This is a genomic window from Prevotella sp. AM23-5, from assembly GCF_003473645.1.
Lineage (GTDB): Bacteria > Bacteroidota > Bacteroidia > Bacteroidales > Bacteroidaceae > Prevotella > Prevotella copri_A.
Map to the genome: position 1 here is coordinate 29,572 of NZ_QUCG01000019.1, position 21,291 is coordinate 50,862.

Below are 21,291 nucleotides of genomic sequence, written 5' to 3' on the forward strand. Positions count from 1 at the left end.
ATATAGTTATAACTTTAAAGCGAGAAAAAGAATGAAAAGACAAATGCTATTATTGGCAGCCCTGCTCATGGTTGGCTTGGGTGCTTGGGCGCAGAAAGCGGAGCAGAATTTCAACCTTAAAAAGTTTCAGGTTTATGCCGTTGGATTCTATAATCAGGAGAATCTCTTTGATACCTGTCATGATGCCGGCAAGAATGATTATGAGTATCTGCCTGCTAAGGGATGGAATAGCGAGAAATATACCAGTAAGTTGAAGAATATGTCTCGTGCCTTGGCTGATATGGGTACGGATGTGCTGCCTGATGCTGGTTGCGCCTTCATCGGTCTTGCCGAGGTTGAGAATGCCAACGTACTGAGAGACCTTACTGCCCAGCCGCCTTTGAAGGCTCGCAATATGCAGTTCTGCCATATAGAAGGTCCGGATAAGCGAGGCATCGACTGTGCACTGCTTTATAATCCGGCTCTTTTTACGGTGAAGAATGTGAAGCTGGTTCCTTATGTGCAGGAGTTGGCAAAGGATTCTGCCTTTTATACCCGTGGCTTTCTTACGGTGAGAGGTGAGATGGCGGGGGATGATGTGGCGGTCATCGTTTGTCACTGGCCAAGTCGTTTCTCCGATTCCTTCTATCGCGAGAGTGGCGCCCGTCAGACCAAGGCTGTGAAAGATTCCCTGCTTCGCCTGAATCCAGAGATGAAGGTGTTTGTGATGGGAGATATGAACGATGATCCTACCAACAAGAGTATGCATGAGGTTCTCCGTGCCCAACCGGAAATATCAGAAGTAGGTGAGGGAGATATGTATAATCCTTGGTATAACATCCTGGCAAAGGAAGAAAAGGGAACCCTTTACTACAGAGGAAAATGGAATCTCTTCGATCAGATTGTGCTGACTCCTAATCTTCTGAACAAGGATGGAAAGAAGAAGGGCTATCGCAGTCTGAAGTACTGGAATCATCAGGTGTTCCGCAGAGATTATCTCATCCAGCAGGAGGGTCGCTATCAGGGAGCGCCGTTGCGTACCAAGGCTGGCGGTAAATGGCTGAATGGATATAGTGATCACTTGCCTGTAGTACTGTATCTGGTAAAAAAGAAGTAGATATGTTAGAGTCTCATCCTTTTGAACCATGGTTGCCGGGCAATGCCAAGCTGTTGATGCTCGGAACCTTTCCGCCGGCAGAAAAGCGCTGGTGTATGCCCTGGTATTATCCTAATTTCCAGAATGATATGTGGCGAATCTTCGGCATCATCTACTTTGATGACAAGTTTCATTTCGTAGATGTGGAGCACAAGACTTATCGCCTGGATGCCATCAAGGAGTTCCTGATGCAGAAGGGGGTGGCTATCTATGATACTGCCCAGCAGGTGATCCGTACCAAGAATACGGCATCTGACAAAGACTTGCAGGTGGTTCAGCCTTCTGATCTGGATGGCATGCTCCGTTCCCTGCCTGATTGCACGGCGGTACTTACTGCCGGACAGCTGGCAACCAAAGTCTTCTCCGATCACTTCGGTATCAGGGAAAAACCGGAGATGGGAGGATTTGTGGAGTTTGAATTCGAAAACCGCAAGTTCCGTCTCTATCGTATGCCTAGCAGCAGTAGGGCTTATCCGATGGCTGTAGAGAAGAAGGCGGAGTATTATCGGAAAATGTTTAATGATATATTGGAAAAATAAGAGATATGGCAGAAAATAAAGTAACAGTGATCGGTATCGCTGGTGGTACCGGATGCGGTAAGACTACCGTAGTCAAGAGATTGGTGGAAGCTTTGCCTCCTCATTTCGTGGCAGTTGTTCCTCTGGATTCTTATTATAATGATACGACGAATATGACGGAGGAGGAGCGTAGGGCGATCAACTTCGATCATCCAGATGCCTTTGATTGGAAGTTGCTTCATCAGCAGCTTGCCGACCTTCGTGCCGGTAAGGCAATCGAGCAGCCTACCTACAGTTATCTGAAGTGTAACCGCGAGAAGGAAACGATTCATGTAGAACCTAAGCCTGTGATTATCATCGAGGGAATCATGACTTTGGTGGATAAGCAATTACGTGATTTGATGGACCTGAAGGTGTTTGTGGATACAGATGCCGATGAGCGCCTGATCCGTAACATCCAGCGTGATACCATCGATCGGGGGCGTACGGTTTCCATGGTGGTAGATCGTTATCTGAAGGTGCTCAAGCCAATGCACGAACAGTTTATCGAACCTACCAAGCGCTATGCAGACATCATCATTCCTCAGGGAGGAGAGAATGCTACCGGTATTGGTATTCTCTGCAGATATGTAGAGGGATTGGTAGATTAAAAACATAAAAGCTTCTATCATTCGGATATGAATCCCATGATAGAAGCTTTTTTTCGTATTATCTCTTTCGTATTATCTCTTTTGTATTTCCTGTGTCTTCTGCCATCTGCGTCGGTTGTTGGAAACCTTCAGGGCATTGACGGCTTCCACCACGCCATATACCAGCATTGCCCATCCGATAACGAGCAGTGGGGCAGAGGCAATGGAAGATGGCTTGAAGAGGGTGAACAGCCCCAACAACAGCAGGAGTGTAGGCATCAGCCAATATACGATACCCACTCTGCCCATCTTGGCAGCCGATACCAGGTTCGCCATTTGGGTAAGGGCTCCCATAATCAGTATTGCCGAGAGGATGAACATCAGCCAGGCGATGAATACATTTGGCATCAGTGCCAGTATCAGACCGAAGATGAGTGAACCGAGTCCTACGAGAGGAAAGTTAGGGCGCATACCTATGATATGGTTGCCTTGAGCATCATAGAGATACTGTCCCTTCATTTTCTCTGCACTTCGCTTGGCACTCATATAACTGAGTAACGAGAATACGCCCGAGAGGAAAAACAATACACCGATGGCAATGGTAATCCAGGTGACTGTCTGTTCTCTGTATTGTATGAGTAGAGCACCTATAATGATGGCGCATAAGGCTCGAAATAATGAACTTTGTATTACTTTCATATCAATTGATTTAAAATGTTGTATTGCAATATTGCGTTTCCTTTTCCTGAAAAGTATTTCCTTTCTATTGCAAAAGTACGAAAGATTTTTGATACCACAAGTTTTTTCTCTCGCTTTTATATCATATTTAACGCAATTTATTCCTTCATTTCAATTATTATCAGTAATTTTGTAAGCAAAAATAAAATAGATGGGTGAATGCCCATCTGATGATAAATATTCAATATGACAAAGCTATATTTAGTTCGACATGGTGAGACCATGGATAATGCCGCCCAGATTATGCAGGGGCAGACTCCAGGCAGGCTGAATGACGTGGGTATTCAGCAGGCTGAAGAAGTGGCAAGGAAAATGGCAAGTGACCACATTGACGTCTTCGTTTCTAGCGATCTTTATCGCAGTATGCAGACTTGTGCCATCATTGCCCGTCCCCATTTGGAGGCAGAAATGCACTTGAAGGGAACTGCAGATGCTTCTGCATTCTTGACGGAAGATGATATTCTCCAGAGAATAGAGACGACTCCTTTAATCAGAGAACGTGACTGGGGAGATTTTACGGGTAAGTTCATTCCTTCTCTTCCCAAAGATCCGAAGGATTGGCCGGATAATGTCGAGACTCTGGAGCGGATGAAGTCGAGGGCACAGAACTTCCTCACTTGGTTGAAGGTGGCGTATCCTGATAAGACGATACTCGCAGTAGGTCATGGTATCATCAACAAGGCGATTCAGAGTGTGTATTACAAACGCCCGATGAATCAGATAGAGAAAATGGCGAATGCTGAGGTCAGGGTTCTCATTCTATAGACTAATCATAAAAATCAAAGTATATGAAAATTGCTCTTATCACAGGTGCAACCAGCGGAATTGGCGAGGGTTGTGCACGCCGCTTTGCAAGAGGTGGCTACGATTTGATCATTACGGGTAGAAACACCGGTAAACTGGAAATTCTCAAGAAAGAGTTGGAGGCAGAGGGGGTACAGGTCCTTGCTCTGGCTTTTGATGTGCGTAACCGTGAAGCGGCAAGAAAGGCTGTGGATTATATTCCGCAGGATTGGCGCAATATTGATGTGCTGATCAATAATGCAGGATTGGCTCGTGGTTTGGAACCTGAGTATCAGGGTAGTTTTGAGGATTGGGATCAGATGATTGATACCAATATCAAGGGACTTCTCACCATGACTCGTCTGATTGTTCCTGGTATGGTGAGACGTAATCATGGACACATTATTAATATAGGTAGTGTGGCTGGTGATGCGGCTTACGCTGGTGGCAATGTGTATTGTGCTACCAAGGCTGCCGTCAAGGCTATCACCGATGGCTTGCGTATTGATGTGGCTCATACCAAGGTGCGTGTTACCAATGTCAAGCCCGGCTTGGTGGAGACGAATTTCTCTAATGTCCGTTTCCATGGAGATAATCAGCGTGCTGCCAGTGTTTATCAGGGTATCGAACCTTTGAATGGTGATGATATTGCGGATGTGGCTTTCTATGCTGCCAGTGCTCCGGAACATGTGCAGATTGCAGAAGTCCTGGTTCTTGCTACCCATCAGGCTAACGGAACCGTTATACATCGTGACTAATCTTTAAAGTAAGTTCCGTACGCCCTCAGGGCGTGCGGAACTTACTTATTATATAATGTGGCAGAGTCGGTTGATATCCGACTCGAAGGTTTCCCTGTTGAGCGACTTGGCTCTCATTCCCGACTTGTAATTGTAGATGGTCTGGGTAGAGTAGTATAGCAGGGTTGCTATTTCCTGGCTATCCGTTACGCCCAGTCTCATCAGGGCATAGATTCTTACTTCGGTTGTCAGCTCATTAGGAGATGGCAGCACGATATGGTGCTCTGGCTTGAGAAGCGTATTCAGTTCCTCAACGAAATTCGGATACAATTCCATGAAAGCCTTGTCGAAACGGATGTAGAACATTGACGATTCCTCTTCTGCCAGCTTGAAGCTGTTGATGCTCTTCAGCAAGTCTTCTGTCTGCTTGGCTTTTACCTTTCTGCTCACCAGTTTTCTGTAGTCATCCAACTTGCGGATATACAGGGCGCTGATATCCATGAAGAGGCTCATATAGGTTTCGCGTCGCTTGTTGGTATCCATCAGTCGCTGGTTGAGCTCTGCCAACTGCTTGTTCTGTGCCGCAATCTCCTTTCGGTTTTTCTTCAAACTGTTTTTCTGTTTGGTATTCACCACTGTAAGAATCAGGATGATGGTTAAGATGACGCAGGCACAGATGAGTCCAATCTCCATACGGGTACGGGAGCGTTCTGCAGCCTCCTGGTTGCTTGTAACAATCACTGGCAGGATGTTTGAAATCTCTATCATACGGAGACGGTTGTTGAAAAACTGGGCATCCTCCATGGAATGCTGGATATATCGGGTGGCACGCTTGCTGTTGTCTTTGTCTGTTTCATAGAGAAAATAGGAAAGTTTTTGGAGGGCTGCTGTCTCCTTGAGTTGGCAAATCCCATCAGACTCACTTGCCTCTACCAGATACTTCACATACAGATCATACTGTTCGAGGTCTCTGTAGTAACGGGCTATGCCGTATGCTGCCATAGGATGCAGTCGATCGTTTTTAGCCGTCATCTTTAAAGCTTTGAGATAACAGTCTAATACACTTCTGTGTGTAGGCGAGCTGAGAAAGATATACTCTCCTTTCATATACTGGTAAAAAGCCGACTTCTTTCCTTTTTCATTGAAGTTTTCAAGCAAAATATTCATATAATACTTCTTCTTGGCTTTGAAGTCGTTTGCAAATTCCGATTTGGCTGCGTAAGATTGCCAGTAATTGAACAGCCAGGCATAGGTGAAGTAGTAATACAGCTTCTGTTCGTAGGGCATTTGCTTAGGGTCGAGTGTCGCCAGAATGCCTTCCGCCTTGTCATAGAATCCTCCCACCGACAGCACGGATGCCCGGTGTATCTTAAAGCAAGTAATATAAAAGGTGTTATGGGTAGCTTCTGCCAGTTGGAGTCCTTTACTCACATAGGCACATGACGAATCGTAGCGATAGTTACTATAGGCACGATAGAGACTGTCGAGGTAGCATAACCTTTCCTCGTCAGTGATTGCATCGCCTGCCTGTCGTCTCAGTCGTTTGAGCTCCTTCTCTTTCTGTTGCTGGTAGTAGCTGTCCATTTCGATAGCATGGTCAACCCGCTCCAATAGCTTTTCCATATCGGTCTTGCCATAGGAGAGAAGTGGTATCATGATGAATAATAAAAGTATGTACTGCTTCATTTTCTATACTATTTTTATCCTTTTGTACTATTTTTGTTGTTTACGCTGCAAAGATATAGAAAAGATTTCTAATAAAAGCATTTACTTTGATAAAAATGCTTAAATGGGTTAAAATACTGATAATCGGTAGGTTATATACCTAGCAAATCTACATTTTATTTACTATACGCCTACTAGGGTGTACAGATAGCCAAAAAAGTACGTATCTTTGCAGCGGAATTCAAAAAAGCAGTAAAAATGACTTTGGTTTAAAAACCACTTCAAGTCTTCTAAAGTTTAAAGGTATATAAATATTCCTTTTGTTGATTTAGTATGTTGATTTAAATAACAGTATTAGTTTCTTAGGGGAAAGATTGATTGAAAAATAGGAAGCCTGCTTGATTGAATCTATTTGCTTTCAAAAAAGCAGCAATGCTTTACTATTATGTTTAGGAAAGACTCGTCGTTTTCTTGTGAAAGAAGGCGGCGGGCTTTTTGTTTTTATAGGGGTGTACTTCCTAAAAGTATAATTTATGTTACTATGAATCTTTTTGTCTTCATAAAAGTTGTGTAGCTCGGAATAATTCATTATCTTTGCCACATATTATATATATAATGTATTATCATTAACTAGTATCACAGCAAAATATGAATATATTAGTTACAGGCGCTAATGGTCAGCTCGGCCATGAAATGCAGATTTGCGCCAAAAACAGCAATCACAAGTTTGTCTTCACCGATGTGGCTGAAGGCTATGAGAAATTGGATATTACTAACCTCGACGCTATCCGCGAAAAGGTGAAGGAAAATGATATCCAGGTTATTGTTAACTGCGCTGCCTATACCAACGTGGATAAGGCGGAGAGCGATTTCGACCTCGCCAACCTGCTCAACAATACGGCAGCAGGCAACTTGGCTCAGGCGATGAAGGAAGTGGATGGAACCCTGATTCATGTGAGCACAGACTATGTGTTCCAGGGCGACAAGAACATCCCTTGCAAGGAAGACTGGGAAACCAATCCGCTCGGCGTATATGGCAAGACCAAGCTCGCAGGAGAAAAGAGCATCGAGGCTACTGGCTGCAAGCACATCATCATCCGTACGGCATGGCTCTACTCGCAGTGGGGTAAGAACTTCGTGAAGACGATGCAGAACCTCACGGCAAGTCACGACACCCTGAAGGTGGTATTCGACCAGGTGGGTACTCCTACCTATGCCGGCGACCTGGCTGCTGTCATCTCTCACATCATCGAGACCAACCAGCTCGACAAGACTGGCATCTATCATTTCTCTGACGAGGGTGTATGTTCCTGGTTCGATTTTGCCAAGATTATCTGCGAGCTCAGCGGAAACACCTGCGATATCCAACCTTGCTACAGTGAGGAATTCCCAAGCCCAGTGAAGCGTCCTCACTTCTCTGTGCTCGACAAGAGCAAGCTGAAGCAGACCTTCGGTTTCAAGGTGCCATACTGGACAGACAGTTTGAAGAAATGTATCGCCGAATTGGCGGAAGCAAAATAATTATAATATAAAAAAGAATTGAAATGAAGAATATCATTATCACGGGCGGTGCTGGTTTCATCGGCTCACACGTAGTAAGACTTTTCGTGAACAAATATCCTGAGTATCACATCATCAACCTCGACAAGTTGACATACGCAGGTAACCTGGCTAACCTCAAGGACATTGAGGACAAGCCTAACTATACTTTCGTTAAGGGTGATATCTGTGATTTCGACCTGATGTTGAAGCTGATGCAGGACTACAAGGTGGATGGCATCATCCATCTCGCTGCCGAGAGCCACGTAGATAGAAGTATCAAGGATCCATTCACTTTTGCTCAGACCAACGTGATGGGTACCCTGTCTCTGCTCCAGGCGGCAAAGATTTACTGGGAGAGTCTTCCTGAGGGATATGAGGGCAAGCGTTTCTACCACATCTCTACCGATGAGGTTTACGGTGCATTGCAGATGACTCACCCTGAGGGCATTCCTGCTCCTTTCACTACCAAGGCATCCAGCGATAAGAACCACGAGGCTTACGGCGAGGAGTTCTTCTTGGAGACTACCAAGTACAATCCTCATTCTCCATACTCAGCATCCAAGGCAAGCTCAGACCACTTCGTCCGTGCTTTCCACGATACATACGGTATGCCAACCATCGTAACCAACTGCTCTAACAACTACGGTCCATACCAGTTCCCAGAGAAGTTGATTCCGTTGTTCATCAACAACATCCGTCATCGCAAGCCATTGCCTGTATATGGTAAGGGTGAGAATGTACGCGACTGGTTGTATGTAGTAGATCATGCCCGTGCCATCGATATGATTTTCCACAAGGGTAAGATTGCCGAGACTTACAACATCGGCGGTTTCAACGAGTGGAAGAACATCGATATCATCAAGGTGGTCATCAAGACTGTTGACCGTCTTCTCGGCAGAAAAGAAGGTGAGGATATGGATCTCATCACTTACGTAACAGACAGAAAGGGTCACGATATGCGTTATGCCATCGACTCTCGCAAGCTTCAGAAGGAACTCGGTTGGGAGCCATCACTCCAGTTTGAGGAGGGTATCGAGGAGACCGTAAAATGGTATCTCGAGAACCAGGAATGGATGGACAACGTTACCTCTGGCGATTACCAGAAGTACTATGACAACATGTATTCTAACCGTTAATAGACACCCTGTAAGAGCAAAAGCTTTCACTATCCCAAGCTTTTGCTCTTGCGGGGCTTTTTTTGTTTTTCATCGATTAAAATCCCCTAAATATATTATTATTTCTTAATATTTCATTTTTTAGTACTTTGAAAACCCGAAAGTACGAAAAGTTTTTCTATCTTTGCAGCATCTAGAAAGATAAAAGTAATAGATATGAAAAAACAAGTAATTTTCGGCATTGCATTAGCGCTTGCTATTTTGTCATGCCTTCCTATGCAGGGACAGGAAAAAGTGGTTCCTCTGAAATATGGAAACATGGACCACTGGGTAATCAGAAATATCAAAGAGTCGGCTATCATTGGTGGTAATCAGAAAACCATTTATGCCGTAGGACCTAATATGACTATCCATGGCAATACTCCATATACCAATAAGGGTGGGTCTCCTTGGGGCTCATCCAATGTTCTTGCGCATGTTTCCGGCATTTACAAGACCAATAATTCGGTTTATCGCGACAGGCACGGCAGTGGCTATTGCGCCAAACTGGAGACTCATATAGAAAAGGTAAAGGTGTTGGGACTTATCAATATCAAGGTACTTGCAGCTGGTTCCCTTTTCCTGGGAGATGTTCGTGAACCGATCACCAGTACCAAGGATGGTCCAAAGGCTATCAACTGGGGTATTCCGTTTACGGCTCGTCCTAAGGCTTTGCGTTTCGATTACAAGACCTCCCTTCCTAATGTTGCCAACCGTATCAAACAGAATGGATTCAGTGGTGCCTCTACTGTGGCTGGAAGAGACCATGCCATCGTGGTGCTCTATCTTCAGAAGCGTCACGAGGATGCCAAGGGTAATATCACAGCCAAGCGAGTGGGTACGATGGTGGTACGATACGGCAAGAGTACGAATGGATGGGTGGAAGATGCAACCTATACCATCCACTATGGTGATATCCGTCACATGGCTGGCTACCATGCCGCAACGATGGGACTCCGTTCTACCGATTATGCCCGCAACAGCAAGGGTAAGAGTGTGCCCGTAAGAGAAGTGGGATGGGCTGCTGCCGATGAAACGCCTACTCATCTCATTCTCCAGTTCTCTTCTTCGGATGGCGGTGCCTATATCGGAACACCAGGCAACACCTTGTGGATAGATAATGTGTCACTGGTATATTAATAATGTATTAATAATGCGTCACTGGTTTATTAGTAAATGACGAAAATAGAATCAACAGGAAAATATTGACTTTATGAAGCATATTCTAACCATACTTTTTGCGATGATGGCATTGAGCAGCTATGCCTCGGAGCCAATTTCTTCAGATACTCTCTCTTCAGAGAAGGTGGATACTGTCCAGCAGGTCAAGAAATCGTGGATGACGCGATTCCTTGACTACTTCAATGATGCCAACAAGAACAAGCAGCATAAGCGGTTCGACTTCAGCGTAATCGGAGGTCCTCACTATGCTTCTGATACCAAGTTTGGTCTGGGAATGGTGGCTGCAGGACTTTACCGCACCGATCCTAACGATAGCATCTTGCCGCCTTCCAATGTATCGCTTTTCGGTGATGTCAGTTCGGTGGGCTTCTATATGTTGGGTGTTCGGGGCAATCATATAGCTCCTGCCGGTCGTTACCGCATTGATTATCATCTCTATTTCTATTCCTTCCCTTCCGATTTCTGGGGAATCGGTTACGAGATGGGCGATAACGATGACAACAAGAGTGATATGAAGCGTTGGCAGGCTCAGGCAGAAGCCAGTTTTCTGTTCAGGGTAGCCGATAACTTCTATGTGGGACCGATGGCAGCTTACGACTATGTCATAGGCAAGCAGATAGAGCGCCCGGAATTGCTGCAGGGGATGGATAAGCATACCTGGAATGTAGGAGTGGGTGTATCTTTGGTTTATGACAACCGGGATAATCTTACCAATCCGCACCGGGGTATCTATCTGAATCTGAAGCAGATGTTCCGGCCAGAATTTATGGGTAATGATTATGCTTTCAGTACGACTCACTTCCGTTTTGATGCCTATCAGCGACTGAGCAAGGGAACGATTCTTGCCGAGGATTTCGGAGCCAATCTCAATTTCGGCAATCCTTCATGGGGTATGATGGCGGAACTGGGAGGTACCAGTTCGATGCGTGGCTATTACGAGGGCCGCTATCGCGACAAGCATTCCCTGGAGGCTACCGTGGAGTTGCGCCAGCATGTCTGGAAGCGAAATGGTATTGTGGTCTGGGCTGGAGCAGGTACAGTTTTCCCTAAGTTCTCTGCGTTGCGAAGCAGACAGATTCTGCCGAATGCGGGAGTAGGCTATCGCTGGGAGTTCAAGAAGAATGTGAATGTACGATTGGATTATGGATTTGGAAAGTCGGGACAGTCTGGCTTCCTCTTCAATATCAACGAGGCATTTTGATGAGGCTTTTTCATGATGCATTCACGATGCTTTCACGATATGCTCATGAATTCTTTTCACGATATGCTCTATATATATAATAAGGTATAGTCTATGAATCATTCTATATGTAATACTATATATAATAAGGTGTCTTCGGGTACCTTCCTTTACTGGTATGCGGTGGTGGCATTGCTGCTGCCCAACATCGCCCTGTGCTTTACCGAAAGATTGTCTTTCTGGGCGGGCGCAGCCAATGTGCTGTTGCCTCTGGCTCTGTATATGTGGTTCTTTTCCGTAGCCAGATGTCCGGGCAAGATGGTATGGTGGGCATTTCTCTTTGTCTTTTTCGCAGCCTTCCAGCTGGTGTTGCTCTATCTCTTCGGTACAGGAGTGATAGCGGTGGATATGTTCCTGAATCTCGTGACTACCAATCCAGGAGAGGTGATGGAACTGCTGGACAATCTGGTACCTGCTGTAGTAGGTGTTTTTGTGATTTATCTTCCCTTGCTCATTCTGGCTGTCATCCATATCAGGAAGAAGCGTCTGTTATCAGTCTCTTTTCAGCATCACGTTCGCAAATGGCTGATGGAGGTGGGGGCTATCGGCCTCTTCTGTCTGCTGGCATGCTATGTGGTGGTGGATGATTACCGGATGCGCAATCAGCTCTATCCTGTCAACGTCTGCTACAATTTCTATCTGGCTTTCGAGCGCAATGCGGCATCGGAGAATTACAGGGAGGCAAGCCGTAACTTCCGGTTTGATGCCCGGAGCGAGCACGATGTGGAAACTCCTGAGGTGTATGTGATGGTAGTGGGAGAGACGGCACGAGCCCATAACTTCAGTCTCTATGGTTATCCTCGAAATACCAATCCTCTGCTTTCCAAAACGCAGGGTATCATGGCTTTCCCTGATGCAACTACGCAGAGCAACACCACCCACAAGAGTGTACCGATGCTTCTGTCGGCAGCTTCGGCAGAGGATTTTCCACGGCTCTTTCATGAGAAAGGCATTCTGGTAGCCTTCAGGGAAGCCGGATTCCATACCGTGTTTATCAGCAACCAGTTGCCCAATCATTCGTTTATCGATTTTCTGGGAGAACAAGCTGATGAACATTATTTTCTGAAGAAAGAGGATGCTTTGCAAGGTAATCATTATGATGAGGATTTGTTGCAGAAACTGGATGAGATATTGCCCAAGGCTGATGCTTCCTCGTCTGCCCATTACCGTTATCGCAAGCTCTTCGTCGTTCTTCATACCTATGGTTCTCACTTCAATTATCAGGAGCGTTATCCCCGTAGTTTCGCTTATTTCAAGCCCGATAGCAGGAGTGAGGCAAAGTCAGAGAATCGGCGTGACCTCCTGAATGCCTATGATAATACCATCCGATATACCGATTATATCCTGCATGGTATCATTGAACGTCTGCAGAAATGGGAGGGGATACAGACTAAGACGGATGGGGTATATGGTCAGCCTATATCAGCGATGCTCTATACCAGCGATCATGGAGAGAATATTTTCGATGATGAGCGCTGCCTCTTCCTTCATGCTGCCCCGAAGGCTTCGGATTACGAACTGCATGTGCCTTTCATCATCTGGACTTCTGAAGGATTCAGTAAACAATATCCGGATATATTGAAGGCATTGGGAGAAAATCGGTCAAAACAGGTACAGAGTAGTCTTTCGGCTTTTCATACCATGTTGGGCATCGGTGGCATTCAGACCCATTATCGTCAGGATGAATACTCGGTGGCAAGTGATAAATATCATCCGGTAAAGTTGCTCTATCTCGATGATCATGACGAGGCAATACCGCAGGAAGATGCCAAGTTTTTGCGTTAAATTCTAAGCCAAAAGGCTTTCTTACAGCAAAATATATGAAAAGAGTTTTCGTAAATATCAATTATTTGCGAAAACTCTTTGTCGTATCTATAATTTGCTGTATCTTTGCACCCGGATTTAGATAATAATAAAAATACAGTTGTTATGGAACCAACTCGAAAAATCGAAAAGGTGAGCATGCGCAACCTCCACATGGAGGATTATGACCAGCTCGCCAAGTCGTTTAAGCGTATTTACGCAGACTCAGATGTATTCTGGACAAAAGAACAGATTAAGAAACTCATTACTATCTTTCCTGAGGGACAGGTGGTTATCATCGTGGATGATAAGATTGTGGGCTGTGCCCTCTCTATTATCGTCAACTATAATATGGTGAAAGGCGACCATACCTATGCTCAGGTGACAGGTAATGAAACCTTCAATACCCACGATCCTAATGGAAACATCCTTTATGGTATTGAGGTATTTATCCACCCTGATTATCGTGGCTTGCGATTGGCTCGCCGTATGTATGAGTATCGCAAGGAACTCTGCGAGAAGCTCAACCTGAAGGCGATCATGTTTGGTGGTCGTATTCCAAACTATCATAAGTATGCCGACAAGATGCGCCCTAAGGAGTATATCGAGCACGTAAGAAACCGTGAGATTTATGACCCGGTTCTTACCTTCCAGCTTTCCAACGACTTCCACGTTCGCCGTGTCATCCGCAACTATCTTCCTAGTGATGAGGAGAGCGAACACTGCGCAACCCTCTTGCAGTGGGATAACATCTACTATCAGCCACCTACGGATTCCTATGTAGATAGAAAGCCAACCGTGCGAATCGGTCTGGTACAGTGGCAGATGCGTCCATACGCTTCGGTGGACGACCTCTTTGAGCAGGTAGAGTTCTTCGTGGATTCCGTGAGCGACTATAAGAGCGATTTCATCCTCTTCCCAGAGTATTTCAATGCACCGTTGATGGCTCGCTTCAACGATCTGGGTGAGGCACAGAGCATCCGCATGATGGCTCAATATACCGATGAGATTCGTGACCGATTCCGCGAGTTGGCCATCAGTTACAACATCAACATCATCACCGGTAGTATGCCTTATCTTAAAGGCGATTCCCTCTATAACGTGGGTTTCCTCTGCCGTAGAGATGGTAGCGTAGATATGTATGAGAAGATTCACGTAACTCCTGATGAGCAGAAGTGCTGGGGATTGAGCGGTGGTAGCCATATCCAGACCTTTGATACTGATTGCGGTAAGATCGGTATCGTCATCTGCTATGATGTGGAGTTCCCTGAACTTTCCCGTCTGATGGCAGAGGATGGTATGCAGATTCTCTTCGTTCCATTCATGACCGATACGCAGAATGCTTACTCCCGAGTAAGAGTCTGTGCCCAGGCTCGTGCCATCGAGAACGAGTGCTATGTAGCCATTGCAGGTAGTGTGGGTAACCTGCCACGTGTTCACAACATGGATATCCAGTATGCCCAGAGTGCCGTGTTTACTCCTTGCGACTTCGCCTTCCCTAACGATGGCAAGCGTTCGGAGGCAACACCGAATACCGAGATGATTCTCGTTTCAGATGTAGATTTGAACCTTCTGAACGAGCTTCATACCTATGGTGCCGTTCGAAATCTTCGTGACCGTCGCAAGGACTTGTACGACTTGAAACAGAAAAAGTAAGTTAAGTGAAGAGTGAAGAACGAAGAGTGAAGAATTCAATTGTATTGATATATAGATATAAAGAATGTATAAGATAGACATCTCGGAGCGCACGCTCCACTTCAAGCAGCCGGCAGGCACGTCTCGTGGCGTATATACCACGAGACACAGTTATTATCTCACCCTTACATCGGATGAATTGCCGGGAGTAGAGGGAGTGGGAGAGTGTGCTACGCTCCCTGATCTCAGTTGTGATGCCAAACCGGAATATGCTGTCACCCTTCGGCAGGTGTGCCAGATGGTGGAGCAGATGGGGCGCATCCCATACGATATGATTCGTGCTTACCCTAGCATCACCTTCGGCTTGGAAACCGCCTTTGCCTCTCTCTTCGATGCAGCGAAGAAGCAGGGATTGCCTATTTATGCTCCAGCAGGAATGGAGAACCTGGTAGATCTTTTTGACTCTCCTTTCGGAAAAGGAGAAGAGGGTATCACCATCAACGGACTGGTATGGATGGGTACTTACGAGGAGATGCTGGCACGACTGGAGGAGAAGCTCCAGGCGGGTTTCCATTGTGTGAAACTGAAGATTGGTGCTATTGATTTCTTCAAGGAACTCGATCTCATCAAGCGCATTCGTGATGTCTATACCCAGGAACAGGTAGAACTGAGAGTGGATGCCAATGGTGGTTTTCTGCCGGAGAATGCCATGAGCCAGTTGGAGGCATTGGCTAAGTATGATATCCATTCCATCGAGCAGCCTATCAAGCAGCATCAGTGGCCTAAGATGGCGCAGCTCTGTAGGGAAACTCCGCTTCCTATCGCCCTGGATGAGGAGTTGATTGGTGTGAATGTGAGAAGCATGAAGGAGGCATTGCTCGATACCATTCGTCCACAGTATATCATCCTGAAGCCTTCACTCCATGGTGGTATCTATGGTTGCAACGAGTGGATCCAGTTGGCCAGCCAGCGTGGTATTGGCAGTTGGATTACCTCGGCATTGGAGAGTAACATCGGGCTGAATGCCATCGCACATTATGCAGCCAAGGTATATGGTCCGAATGTAAAGATGCCTCAGGGTTTAGGCACCGGTCAGCTCTTTACTGATAACATCCCAATGCCATTGGAAATCCGGGGTGATAAACTCTTTGTTGTAAAATAATATAATATAGTATTTTACCCCTATTTGTTTCGGCGGATTTGCAATCCGCCGCATCATTGGGTAACTATCGCGGATTTGAAATCCGCTAAGCAGGGTATAATTTAAATTATGACTTTAGAAGATTTCTTTTCTGAATGGAATAACGATAGCGACCGGGTACTGGTGCATACCAGTGGCTCCACGGGAAAGCCCAAGCCGATGATGGTGGAGAAGAAGCGAATGCTCAACTCCGCCCGCATTACTTGTGATTTCTTGGGATTGAAGCCTGGTGATAGCGCTTTGCTCTGTATGTCGCTTGATTATATCGCAGGTAAGATGGTGGTGGTGCGCAGTATCGAGCGCCATCTCCATCTTATTTCTGTTTCTCCTAGTGGTCATCCGCTCAAGGATGTGAATCTCAAGGAGGTAAATGGCGAAATTACTTTTGCTGCCATGGTTCCGATGCAGGTATATAATACCCTGCTGGTTCCTGAGGAGCGGGAGCGACTCAGCCATATCCGTCATCTGATTATCGGAGGCGGTGCCATCGATGCATCTTTAGAAAAAGAACTCCGTTCGCTTCCTGGCAATATCGCTATCTGGAGCACCTACGGCATGACCGAAACCTTATCTCATATCGCCTTGCGAAGAATCAATGGCGCTGAGGCTAGCGAATGGTATCAGCCTTTTGATAGCGTGAAAATCAGTCAGACCGAAGAAGGTTGTCTCGTCATCGATGCTCCTCTGGTTTGTGCAGAAACCTTGTTAACGAATGATATCGTTGAGATAGAGCCTTATATATATAATAAGGTGGAAAAACTTCGTTTCCGAATCAAGGGCAGAAAGGATAATGTAATCTGCAGCGGTGGTATCAAGATTCAGATAGAAGAAGTAGAAGAATTTCTGAAACCTCATCTGGAAAAGCCTTTCATGCTTGCCAAGAAGAAAGATGAAAAGTTTGGAGAAATCGCCGTTCTCTTGTCAGAGGACAAAGAGATAAAAACAGTAGAGGCGACTATCCGCCGCCTCTTATCTGATCATAAATATTGGATTCCAAGGGAATTCCTTCATGTAGATCATCTTCCGCTTACCGAAACCGGAAAGCCGAAGCGATCTATCCTTCTCTGAAGAAGTCGAGTGCTTCCTTGATTTCTTCTGTTGTAGCGGTCTGGTTGATGCGGATGTCTCCGATGGCTCCCATCATGGTGAAGTTGATGATGCCATTCTGGTTCTTCTTGTCGTGCTGCATCAGCTCAATCAGCTCGTCGTAGTCATCGCAGGTGATATTCAGCGTACCGTAGTTCTCCTTGATGAAGGTCACGGTCTGGCGCATCTTCTCTGTTGGGAATCCTGTCTTTGCCACACTGAGATAAAGCTCAGGGATGAGACCGAATGCCACGGCATAACCATGAAGGATAGGCTTGCGCTTCAGCGCCCAGCTCTCGAAGGCATGACCGAAGGTATGTCCCAGATTCAAAGCCTTGCGGATGCCCTTCTCATGAGGATCCTGTTCCACGATGCGCTCCTTTACCTTCACGATGTCGCCCACCATACGCTGCAACTGCTTCAGGTCAGGGGTGGCAAGGTCGAAGCTTACCAGCTCTTCCCACATCGCCTCGGTAGAAATCAAACCGTGCTTCAGCATTTCGGCATAGCCCGAACAGATATTCTCGGCATCCAGGGTCTTCAGGAACTCGGTGTCGAGAATCACGAACTTAGAATCGTTGAAAACACCTACCTCATTCTTCAAACCTCCAAAGTTGATGCCGGTCTTTCCACCCACAGATGCATCTACCATCGCCAGCAGGGTAGTAGGGATATTGATGAAGTTGATGCCGCGCTTGAAGGTGCTGGCAGCAAAACCGCCGAGGTCGGTTACCATACCGCCTCCGAGGTTGATCATGCAAGAGTGACGTGAAGCGCCACCTTCCTGCAGTCCCTTCCATACCATCATCAGGCTTTCGATGTCCTTATGACTGTCGCTAGCCGGAATCGTTATCACCTTGGCTTCCTTCATGCAGTAGAATTTCTGCAAAACCGGAAGGCACAATTCCTGTGTGGTAGTATCTGTAAGCACAAACAGCTTGTCGTGCTCGCATTCTGAGAGAGCGCTTACCAGTTCGTTCTCCAGATGGGTTGATATGATTACTCTCTGATTCATAACATATATACTTTTAAAAGAAACTGACTTTCAGAGTCACCTTTTGTGGGCAACTCATTGTAAATTCGCTTGCAAAGGTACGTTAAATCAGAGACAAAACAAAATAAAAAGCACTTTTTTATCTATAAAAGTTTAAACCTTGATATATTTTATGCGTCAAAAGAAGCAGAATGCCCCAAAAAGAACATGTGTTTTTTACAATTGCGCTTTTATCGGGTCTAATCATGTAAGTAAGTCAAATATATAAGTAAGAAATAATAATAACGTCTATAATTAATGAAAAGATCTATTCTGATGATGCTTCTGGTGTTCGTAACCATGGCATCTTTTGCTCAGGATCGCTTGATTACCGGTGTGATTACCGACCGTGATACCAAGGATCCCGTAGAACAGGTAACGATTCAGTTACTCAAGACAGACAGTACCTATGTGTCGGGTGCTCTCAGCAATGAGCAGGGCCTCTTTCATATCAAGGCTCCTGCCAATGGCAAGTATTTACTCAAAATGTCGAGTGTAGGTTACAAGACTACCGTAAAGCGTATCGAGATTTCTGATGACAAGAATCTGGCGATGGGCAATGTGGTTCTCGGTGCTGATGCCATCATGCTGAAGGGTGCCGTGGTAACCGCCATGGCTCAGAAGGTGAACCTGAAGGAGGATACCTTCGTCTATAATTCGGCTGCTTACCGCACACCGGAAGGTTCGGTGGTTGAGGAACTCGTCAAGCGTCTGCCGGGTGCAGAGGTCAGCGACGACGGTACCATCAAGATCAACGGTAAGGAAGTGAAGAAGATTCTCGTGGATGGCAAGGAGTTTATGACGGGCGATACCAAGACTGCCCTGAAAAACCTGCCTACCAGCATCATCGACAAGATTAAGGCGTACGATGAGAAGAGTGATCTCTCTAAGGTAACCGGAATTGATGACGGCGAGGAGCAGACCGTGCTCGACTTCGGTGTGAAGAAGGGTATGAACAAGGGTGTGATTTCCAATATCGACCTGGGTGTGGGTAACAAGAGCCGCTACAATATGCGTGGTATGGGTGGTTACTTCAATGATAACAACCGATTCATGCTTTTTGCCAATGCCAATAATACCAGCGACCGAGGATTCGGTGGTGGCCCTGGCAGAGGATTCTGGGGCGGTGCCAATGGTTTGAATGCCAGCAAGATGATAGGTGCCAATTATAACTATGAGTTGAAGAATAAGTTCAAGTTCAATACCTCTCTTCGCTGGAATCACAGCGATGGCGATGTATGGAGCCGTCGTTCCAGTGAGAACTTCATGGGTAGCAGCAGCTCTTTCAGCAATAGCCTGAGCCAGAATTTCTCCCGCAGCAACAGTTGGAATGGTAACATCCGATTGGAGTGGATGCCTGATTCCATGACCAATATCCTCTTCCGTCCTTCCATCTCCTGGAGTACCAGTGATGGCTTGAGTGGCAGCCAGTCGGCTTCCTATAACAAGGATCCTTACACCATTACCTCCAAAGACCCTCTTTCTGAGGAAGGTATCGATGAGTTGGACAAGGCGGATGCTATGGTGAACAGACAGCTTTCCCAGGGAATCAGTTATTCCGAGAGCAATAATGTGCGTGGTATGCTGCAGGTAAACCGTAAGTTGGGCAACAAGGGACGCAACATCACCTTCCGTGTGGATGCCAAATATACGGATAAGGACAGCAAGAGCATCTCGCTCAACAATGCCAAGCTCTATCTCGTGCAGACAGCGGAGGGTAAGGATTCTACTTATCAGACCAACCGCTATAACCTGACTCCTTCGAAGAATTACAGTTATGCGGGACAGTTGACCTATAGTGAGCCACTCTGGAAGGCAACCTTCCTGCAGTTTAGCTATAAGTTTACTTACAGCTACTCCAAGAGCGACCGCAGCACCTATGATTTCAGCAAGTATGCGATGAGTGGTGATCATAATTATCGTGGTTGGGACAGCTACTTGAATCCGTTCGCTGGTCAGCTCAATGATTACAAGGATGATGAGCTGAGCCGTTTCTCAGAGTATCGCAACTACAATCATGATATCCAGGTGATGATGCGATTCATCCGTCAGAAGTACAACCTGAACTTCGGTGTGATGGTTCAGCCACAGCAGTCTAAGTATATTCAGGATTATCAGGGAGTGCATGTAGATACAGTTCGCAATGTGGTGAATGTAAGTCCAACGCTCGATTTCCGCTATCGCTTCTCCAAGATGAGCAACCTGCGAATCAACTATCGTGGTACCACTTCGCAGCCAAGCATCTCACAGTTGCTTGATATCACCGACAACAGCGACCCGCTGAACATCTCGAAGGGTAACCCTGGCTTGAAGCCATCGTTTACTCAGAACTTCCGATTGTTCTACAACAACTTCGTGCAGAACCACAACAAGGGTGTCATGACCTTCATCAACTTCTCTACCACCAACAATAGTATCAGCAACAAGGTGACCTACGATGAGACGACTGGTGGAAGAATTACCCGTCCGGAGAATATCAATGGCAACTGGAATGTGATGGGAGCCTTTATGTTCAACTGCTCTATCGACAGTGCAGGAGTCTGGAATCTGAATACTGACACCAATTTGGGTTACAACAACTACGTGAGCTATCTGAGTCTTGACAAGCAGTCAGATTCCCAGAAGAACACCACCCGCAGCACCACTTGGAGAGAACGCCTCTCTTTCAGTTATCGCAACAACTGGTTGGAGCTCTCGCTCGATGGAACATTGAATTATAACCATGCCAAGAACAAGTTGCAGCCAAACAGCAACCTTGATACCTGGCAGTTCTCTTATGGTCCTAGCATGACGCTTACAGCCCCTTGGGGCACCAGCCTGAACTCAAGCCTCTCTATCAGCAGCCGCCGCGGTTATAGCGATAGCAGCATGAATACGGATGAGTTTGTATGGAATGCGCAGCTCTCTCAGGGCTTCCTGAAGGGCAAGCCGCTGACCGTGATGCTCCAGTTCTATGACATTCTTCGTCAGCAGAGCACCTTCTCTCGTGCTATCTCTGCTACATCCCGTACAGATACCGAGTATAATGCAGTCAACAGTTATGCGATGCTCCATGTGGTATATCGCCTGAATCTCTTTGGAGGCAAGCAGGCACGTCAGGGTGGTCCTGGTGGTCCTGGCGGTCGTCCTGATTTCCATGGTCGTTCATTCCGTGCCGGTCGTCCTGGTGCCATAATATTCTAAAGGAATGTTTAGATAAAGAATATTTAG

General features: G+C 46.2%; 17 protein-coding genes. 14 read left to right on the forward strand and 3 right to left on the reverse strand.

The window, feature by feature from the left end:
- Positions 1–31 precede the first annotated feature (31 nt).
- The 3 genes from DW657_RS06570 to udk are packed head-to-tail and all read left to right on the forward strand — an operon-like array spanning position 32 to position 2,303.
- Complete coding sequence (locus DW657_RS06570; protein ID WP_118311881.1) at positions 32–1,096, forward strand: endonuclease/exonuclease/phosphatase family protein; 1,065 nt, start codon at positions 32–34, stop codon at positions 1,094–1,096.
- 2 nt (positions 1,097–1,098) lie between these two features.
- Positions 1,099–1,674, forward strand: a complete 576-nt coding sequence (locus tag DW657_RS06575; protein WP_117663010.1) for a uracil-DNA glycosylase family protein — start codon at positions 1,099–1,101, stop codon at positions 1,672–1,674.
- A gap of 5 nt (positions 1,675–1,679) precedes the next feature.
- On the forward strand, positions 1,680–2,303 hold the full coding sequence (gene udk / locus DW657_RS06580) for a uridine kinase (protein ID WP_117663009.1): 624 nt from the start codon (positions 1,680–1,682) through the stop codon (positions 2,301–2,303).
- 72 nt (positions 2,304–2,375) lie between these two features.
- Here udk and DW657_RS06585 read toward each other — a convergent pair whose 3' ends face one another.
- Positions 2,376–2,981, reverse strand: a complete 606-nt coding sequence (locus tag DW657_RS06585; protein ID WP_118311882.1) for a DUF308 domain-containing protein — start codon at positions 2,979–2,981, stop codon at positions 2,376–2,378.
- 225 nt (positions 2,982–3,206) lie between these two features.
- On the opposite strand from DW657_RS06585, the gene DW657_RS06590 reads away from it, so the two are divergent.
- Together DW657_RS06590 and DW657_RS06595 are read left to right on the forward strand one after the other, a co-directional pair.
- Entirely contained in the window at positions 3,207–3,785 is a 579-nt protein-coding gene (locus DW657_RS06590; protein ID WP_118311883.1) for a histidine phosphatase family protein, read from the forward strand.
- A 23-nt stretch (positions 3,786–3,808) separates the two neighbouring features.
- Positions 3,809–4,561 (forward strand): SDR family oxidoreductase, encoded by a 753-nt coding sequence (locus DW657_RS06595; protein WP_089542897.1) that lies wholly within the window; start codon positions 3,809–3,811, stop codon positions 4,559–4,561.
- A gap of 48 nt (positions 4,562–4,609) precedes the next feature.
- Here DW657_RS06595 and DW657_RS06600 read toward each other — a convergent pair whose 3' ends face one another.
- A complete protein-coding gene (locus tag DW657_RS06600) occupies positions 4,610–6,226 on the reverse strand; it encodes a DUF6377 domain-containing protein (RefSeq protein WP_118311884.1) in 1,617 nt (538 codons plus the stop codon).
- 627 nt (positions 6,227–6,853) lie between these two features.
- Between DW657_RS06600 and rfbD the strand changes: the two genes are divergently transcribed.
- From rfbD to DW657_RS06640, 8 genes are all read left to right on the forward strand, one after another.
- The gene (gene rfbD / locus DW657_RS06605; RefSeq protein WP_118311885.1) at positions 6,854–7,726 is read left to right on the forward strand and encodes a dTDP-4-dehydrorhamnose reductase; all 873 of its coding nucleotides are present in this window, start codon (positions 6,854–6,856) and stop codon (positions 7,724–7,726) included.
- Positions 7,727–7,749: 23 nt separating this feature from the next.
- A complete protein-coding gene (locus DW657_RS06610) occupies positions 7,750–8,883 on the forward strand; it encodes a dTDP-glucose 4,6-dehydratase (protein ID WP_006847283.1) in 1,134 nt (377 codons plus the stop codon).
- A gap of 195 nt (positions 8,884–9,078) precedes the next feature.
- Positions 9,079–10,041 carry a PCMD domain-containing protein gene (locus tag DW657_RS06615; RefSeq protein WP_233546639.1) on the forward strand — a complete coding sequence of 321 codons (963 nt, stop codon included), beginning with the start codon at positions 9,079–9,081 and terminating at the stop codon, positions 10,039–10,041.
- Between the two features lie 106 nt (positions 10,042–10,147).
- The gene (locus tag DW657_RS06620) at positions 10,148–11,284 is read left to right on the forward strand and encodes a BamA/TamA family outer membrane protein (RefSeq protein ID WP_369973468.1); all 1,137 of its coding nucleotides are present in this window, start codon (positions 10,148–10,150) and stop codon (positions 11,282–11,284) included.
- A 93-nt stretch (positions 11,285–11,377) separates the two neighbouring features.
- A complete protein-coding gene (locus DW657_RS06625) occupies positions 11,378–13,108 on the forward strand; it encodes a phosphoethanolamine transferase (protein WP_118311888.1) in 1,731 nt (576 codons plus the stop codon).
- Between the two features lie 144 nt (positions 13,109–13,252).
- Positions 13,253–14,782 (forward strand): carbon-nitrogen hydrolase family protein, encoded by a 1,530-nt coding sequence (locus tag DW657_RS06630; protein ID WP_118311889.1) that lies wholly within the window; start codon positions 13,253–13,255, stop codon positions 14,780–14,782.
- A gap of 64 nt (positions 14,783–14,846) precedes the next feature.
- Positions 14,847–15,923, forward strand: a complete 1,077-nt coding sequence (locus DW657_RS06635; RefSeq protein ID WP_118311890.1) for an o-succinylbenzoate synthase — start codon at positions 14,847–14,849, stop codon at positions 15,921–15,923.
- Positions 15,924–16,031: 108 nt separating this feature from the next.
- Positions 16,032–17,030 carry an AMP-binding protein gene (locus tag DW657_RS06640; protein WP_118311891.1) on the forward strand — a complete coding sequence of 333 codons (999 nt, stop codon included), beginning with the start codon at positions 16,032–16,034 and terminating at the stop codon, positions 17,028–17,030.
- Here DW657_RS06640 and aroB read toward each other — a convergent pair.
- A complete protein-coding gene (aroB, locus tag DW657_RS06645) occupies positions 17,017–18,063 on the reverse strand; it encodes a 3-dehydroquinate synthase (protein WP_118311892.1) in 1,047 nt (348 codons plus the stop codon). The genes DW657_RS06640 and aroB overlap by 14 nt on opposite strands.
- A 276-nt stretch (positions 18,064–18,339) precedes the next feature.
- On the opposite strand from aroB, the gene DW657_RS06650 reads away from it, so the two are divergent.
- Entirely contained in the window at positions 18,340–21,264 is a 2,925-nt protein-coding gene (locus tag DW657_RS06650) for a TonB-dependent receptor (protein WP_118311893.1), read from the forward strand.
- Positions 21,265–21,291: the final 27 nt, after the last annotated feature.

Excerpts from the sequence above, each read along its gene's own strand:
- DW657_RS06575 (WP_117663010.1), top strand. The coding sequence starts at position 1,099 with ATGTTAGAGTCTCATCCTTTTGAACCATGGTTGCCGGGCAATGCCAAG.
- DW657_RS06615 (WP_233546639.1), top strand. The coding sequence starts at position 9,079 with ATGAAAAAACAAGTAATTTTCGGCATTGCATTAGCGCTTGCTATTTTG.
- DW657_RS06630 (WP_118311889.1), top strand. The coding sequence starts at position 13,253 with ATGGAACCAACTCGAAAAATCGAAAAGGTGAGCATGCGCAACCTCCAC.
- aroB (WP_118311892.1), bottom strand. The coding sequence starts at position 18,063 with ATGAATCAGAGAGTAATCATATCAACCCATCTGGAGAACGAACTGGTA.
- udk (WP_117663009.1), top strand. The coding sequence starts at position 1,680 with ATGGCAGAAAATAAAGTAACAGTGATCGGTATCGCTGGTGGTACCGGA.
- DW657_RS06610 (WP_006847283.1), top strand. The coding sequence starts at position 7,750 with ATGAAGAATATCATTATCACGGGCGGTGCTGGTTTCATCGGCTCACAC.
- DW657_RS06590 (WP_118311883.1), top strand. The coding sequence starts at position 3,207 with ATGACAAAGCTATATTTAGTTCGACATGGTGAGACCATGGATAATGCC.
- rfbD (WP_118311885.1), top strand. The coding sequence starts at position 6,854 with ATGAATATATTAGTTACAGGCGCTAATGGTCAGCTCGGCCATGAAATG.
- DW657_RS06635 (WP_118311890.1), top strand. The coding sequence starts at position 14,847 with ATGTATAAGATAGACATCTCGGAGCGCACGCTCCACTTCAAGCAGCCG.
- DW657_RS06595 (WP_089542897.1), top strand. The coding sequence starts at position 3,809 with ATGAAAATTGCTCTTATCACAGGTGCAACCAGCGGAATTGGCGAGGGT.
- DW657_RS06650 (WP_118311893.1), top strand. The coding sequence starts at position 18,340 with ATGAAAAGATCTATTCTGATGATGCTTCTGGTGTTCGTAACCATGGCA.
- DW657_RS06640 (WP_118311891.1), top strand. The coding sequence starts at position 16,032 with ATGACTTTAGAAGATTTCTTTTCTGAATGGAATAACGATAGCGACCGG.
- DW657_RS06620 (WP_369973468.1), top strand. The coding sequence starts at position 10,148 with ATGGCATTGAGCAGCTATGCCTCGGAGCCAATTTCTTCAGATACTCTC.
- DW657_RS06570 (WP_118311881.1), top strand. The coding sequence starts at position 32 with ATGAAAAGACAAATGCTATTATTGGCAGCCCTGCTCATGGTTGGCTTG.
- DW657_RS06600 (WP_118311884.1), bottom strand. The coding sequence starts at position 6,226 with ATGAAGCAGTACATACTTTTATTATTCATCATGATACCACTTCTCTCC.
- DW657_RS06585 (WP_118311882.1), bottom strand. The coding sequence starts at position 2,981 with ATGAAAGTAATACAAAGTTCATTATTTCGAGCCTTATGCGCCATCATT.
- DW657_RS06625 (WP_118311888.1), top strand. The coding sequence starts at position 11,378 with ATGAATCATTCTATATGTAATACTATATATAATAAGGTGTCTTCGGGT.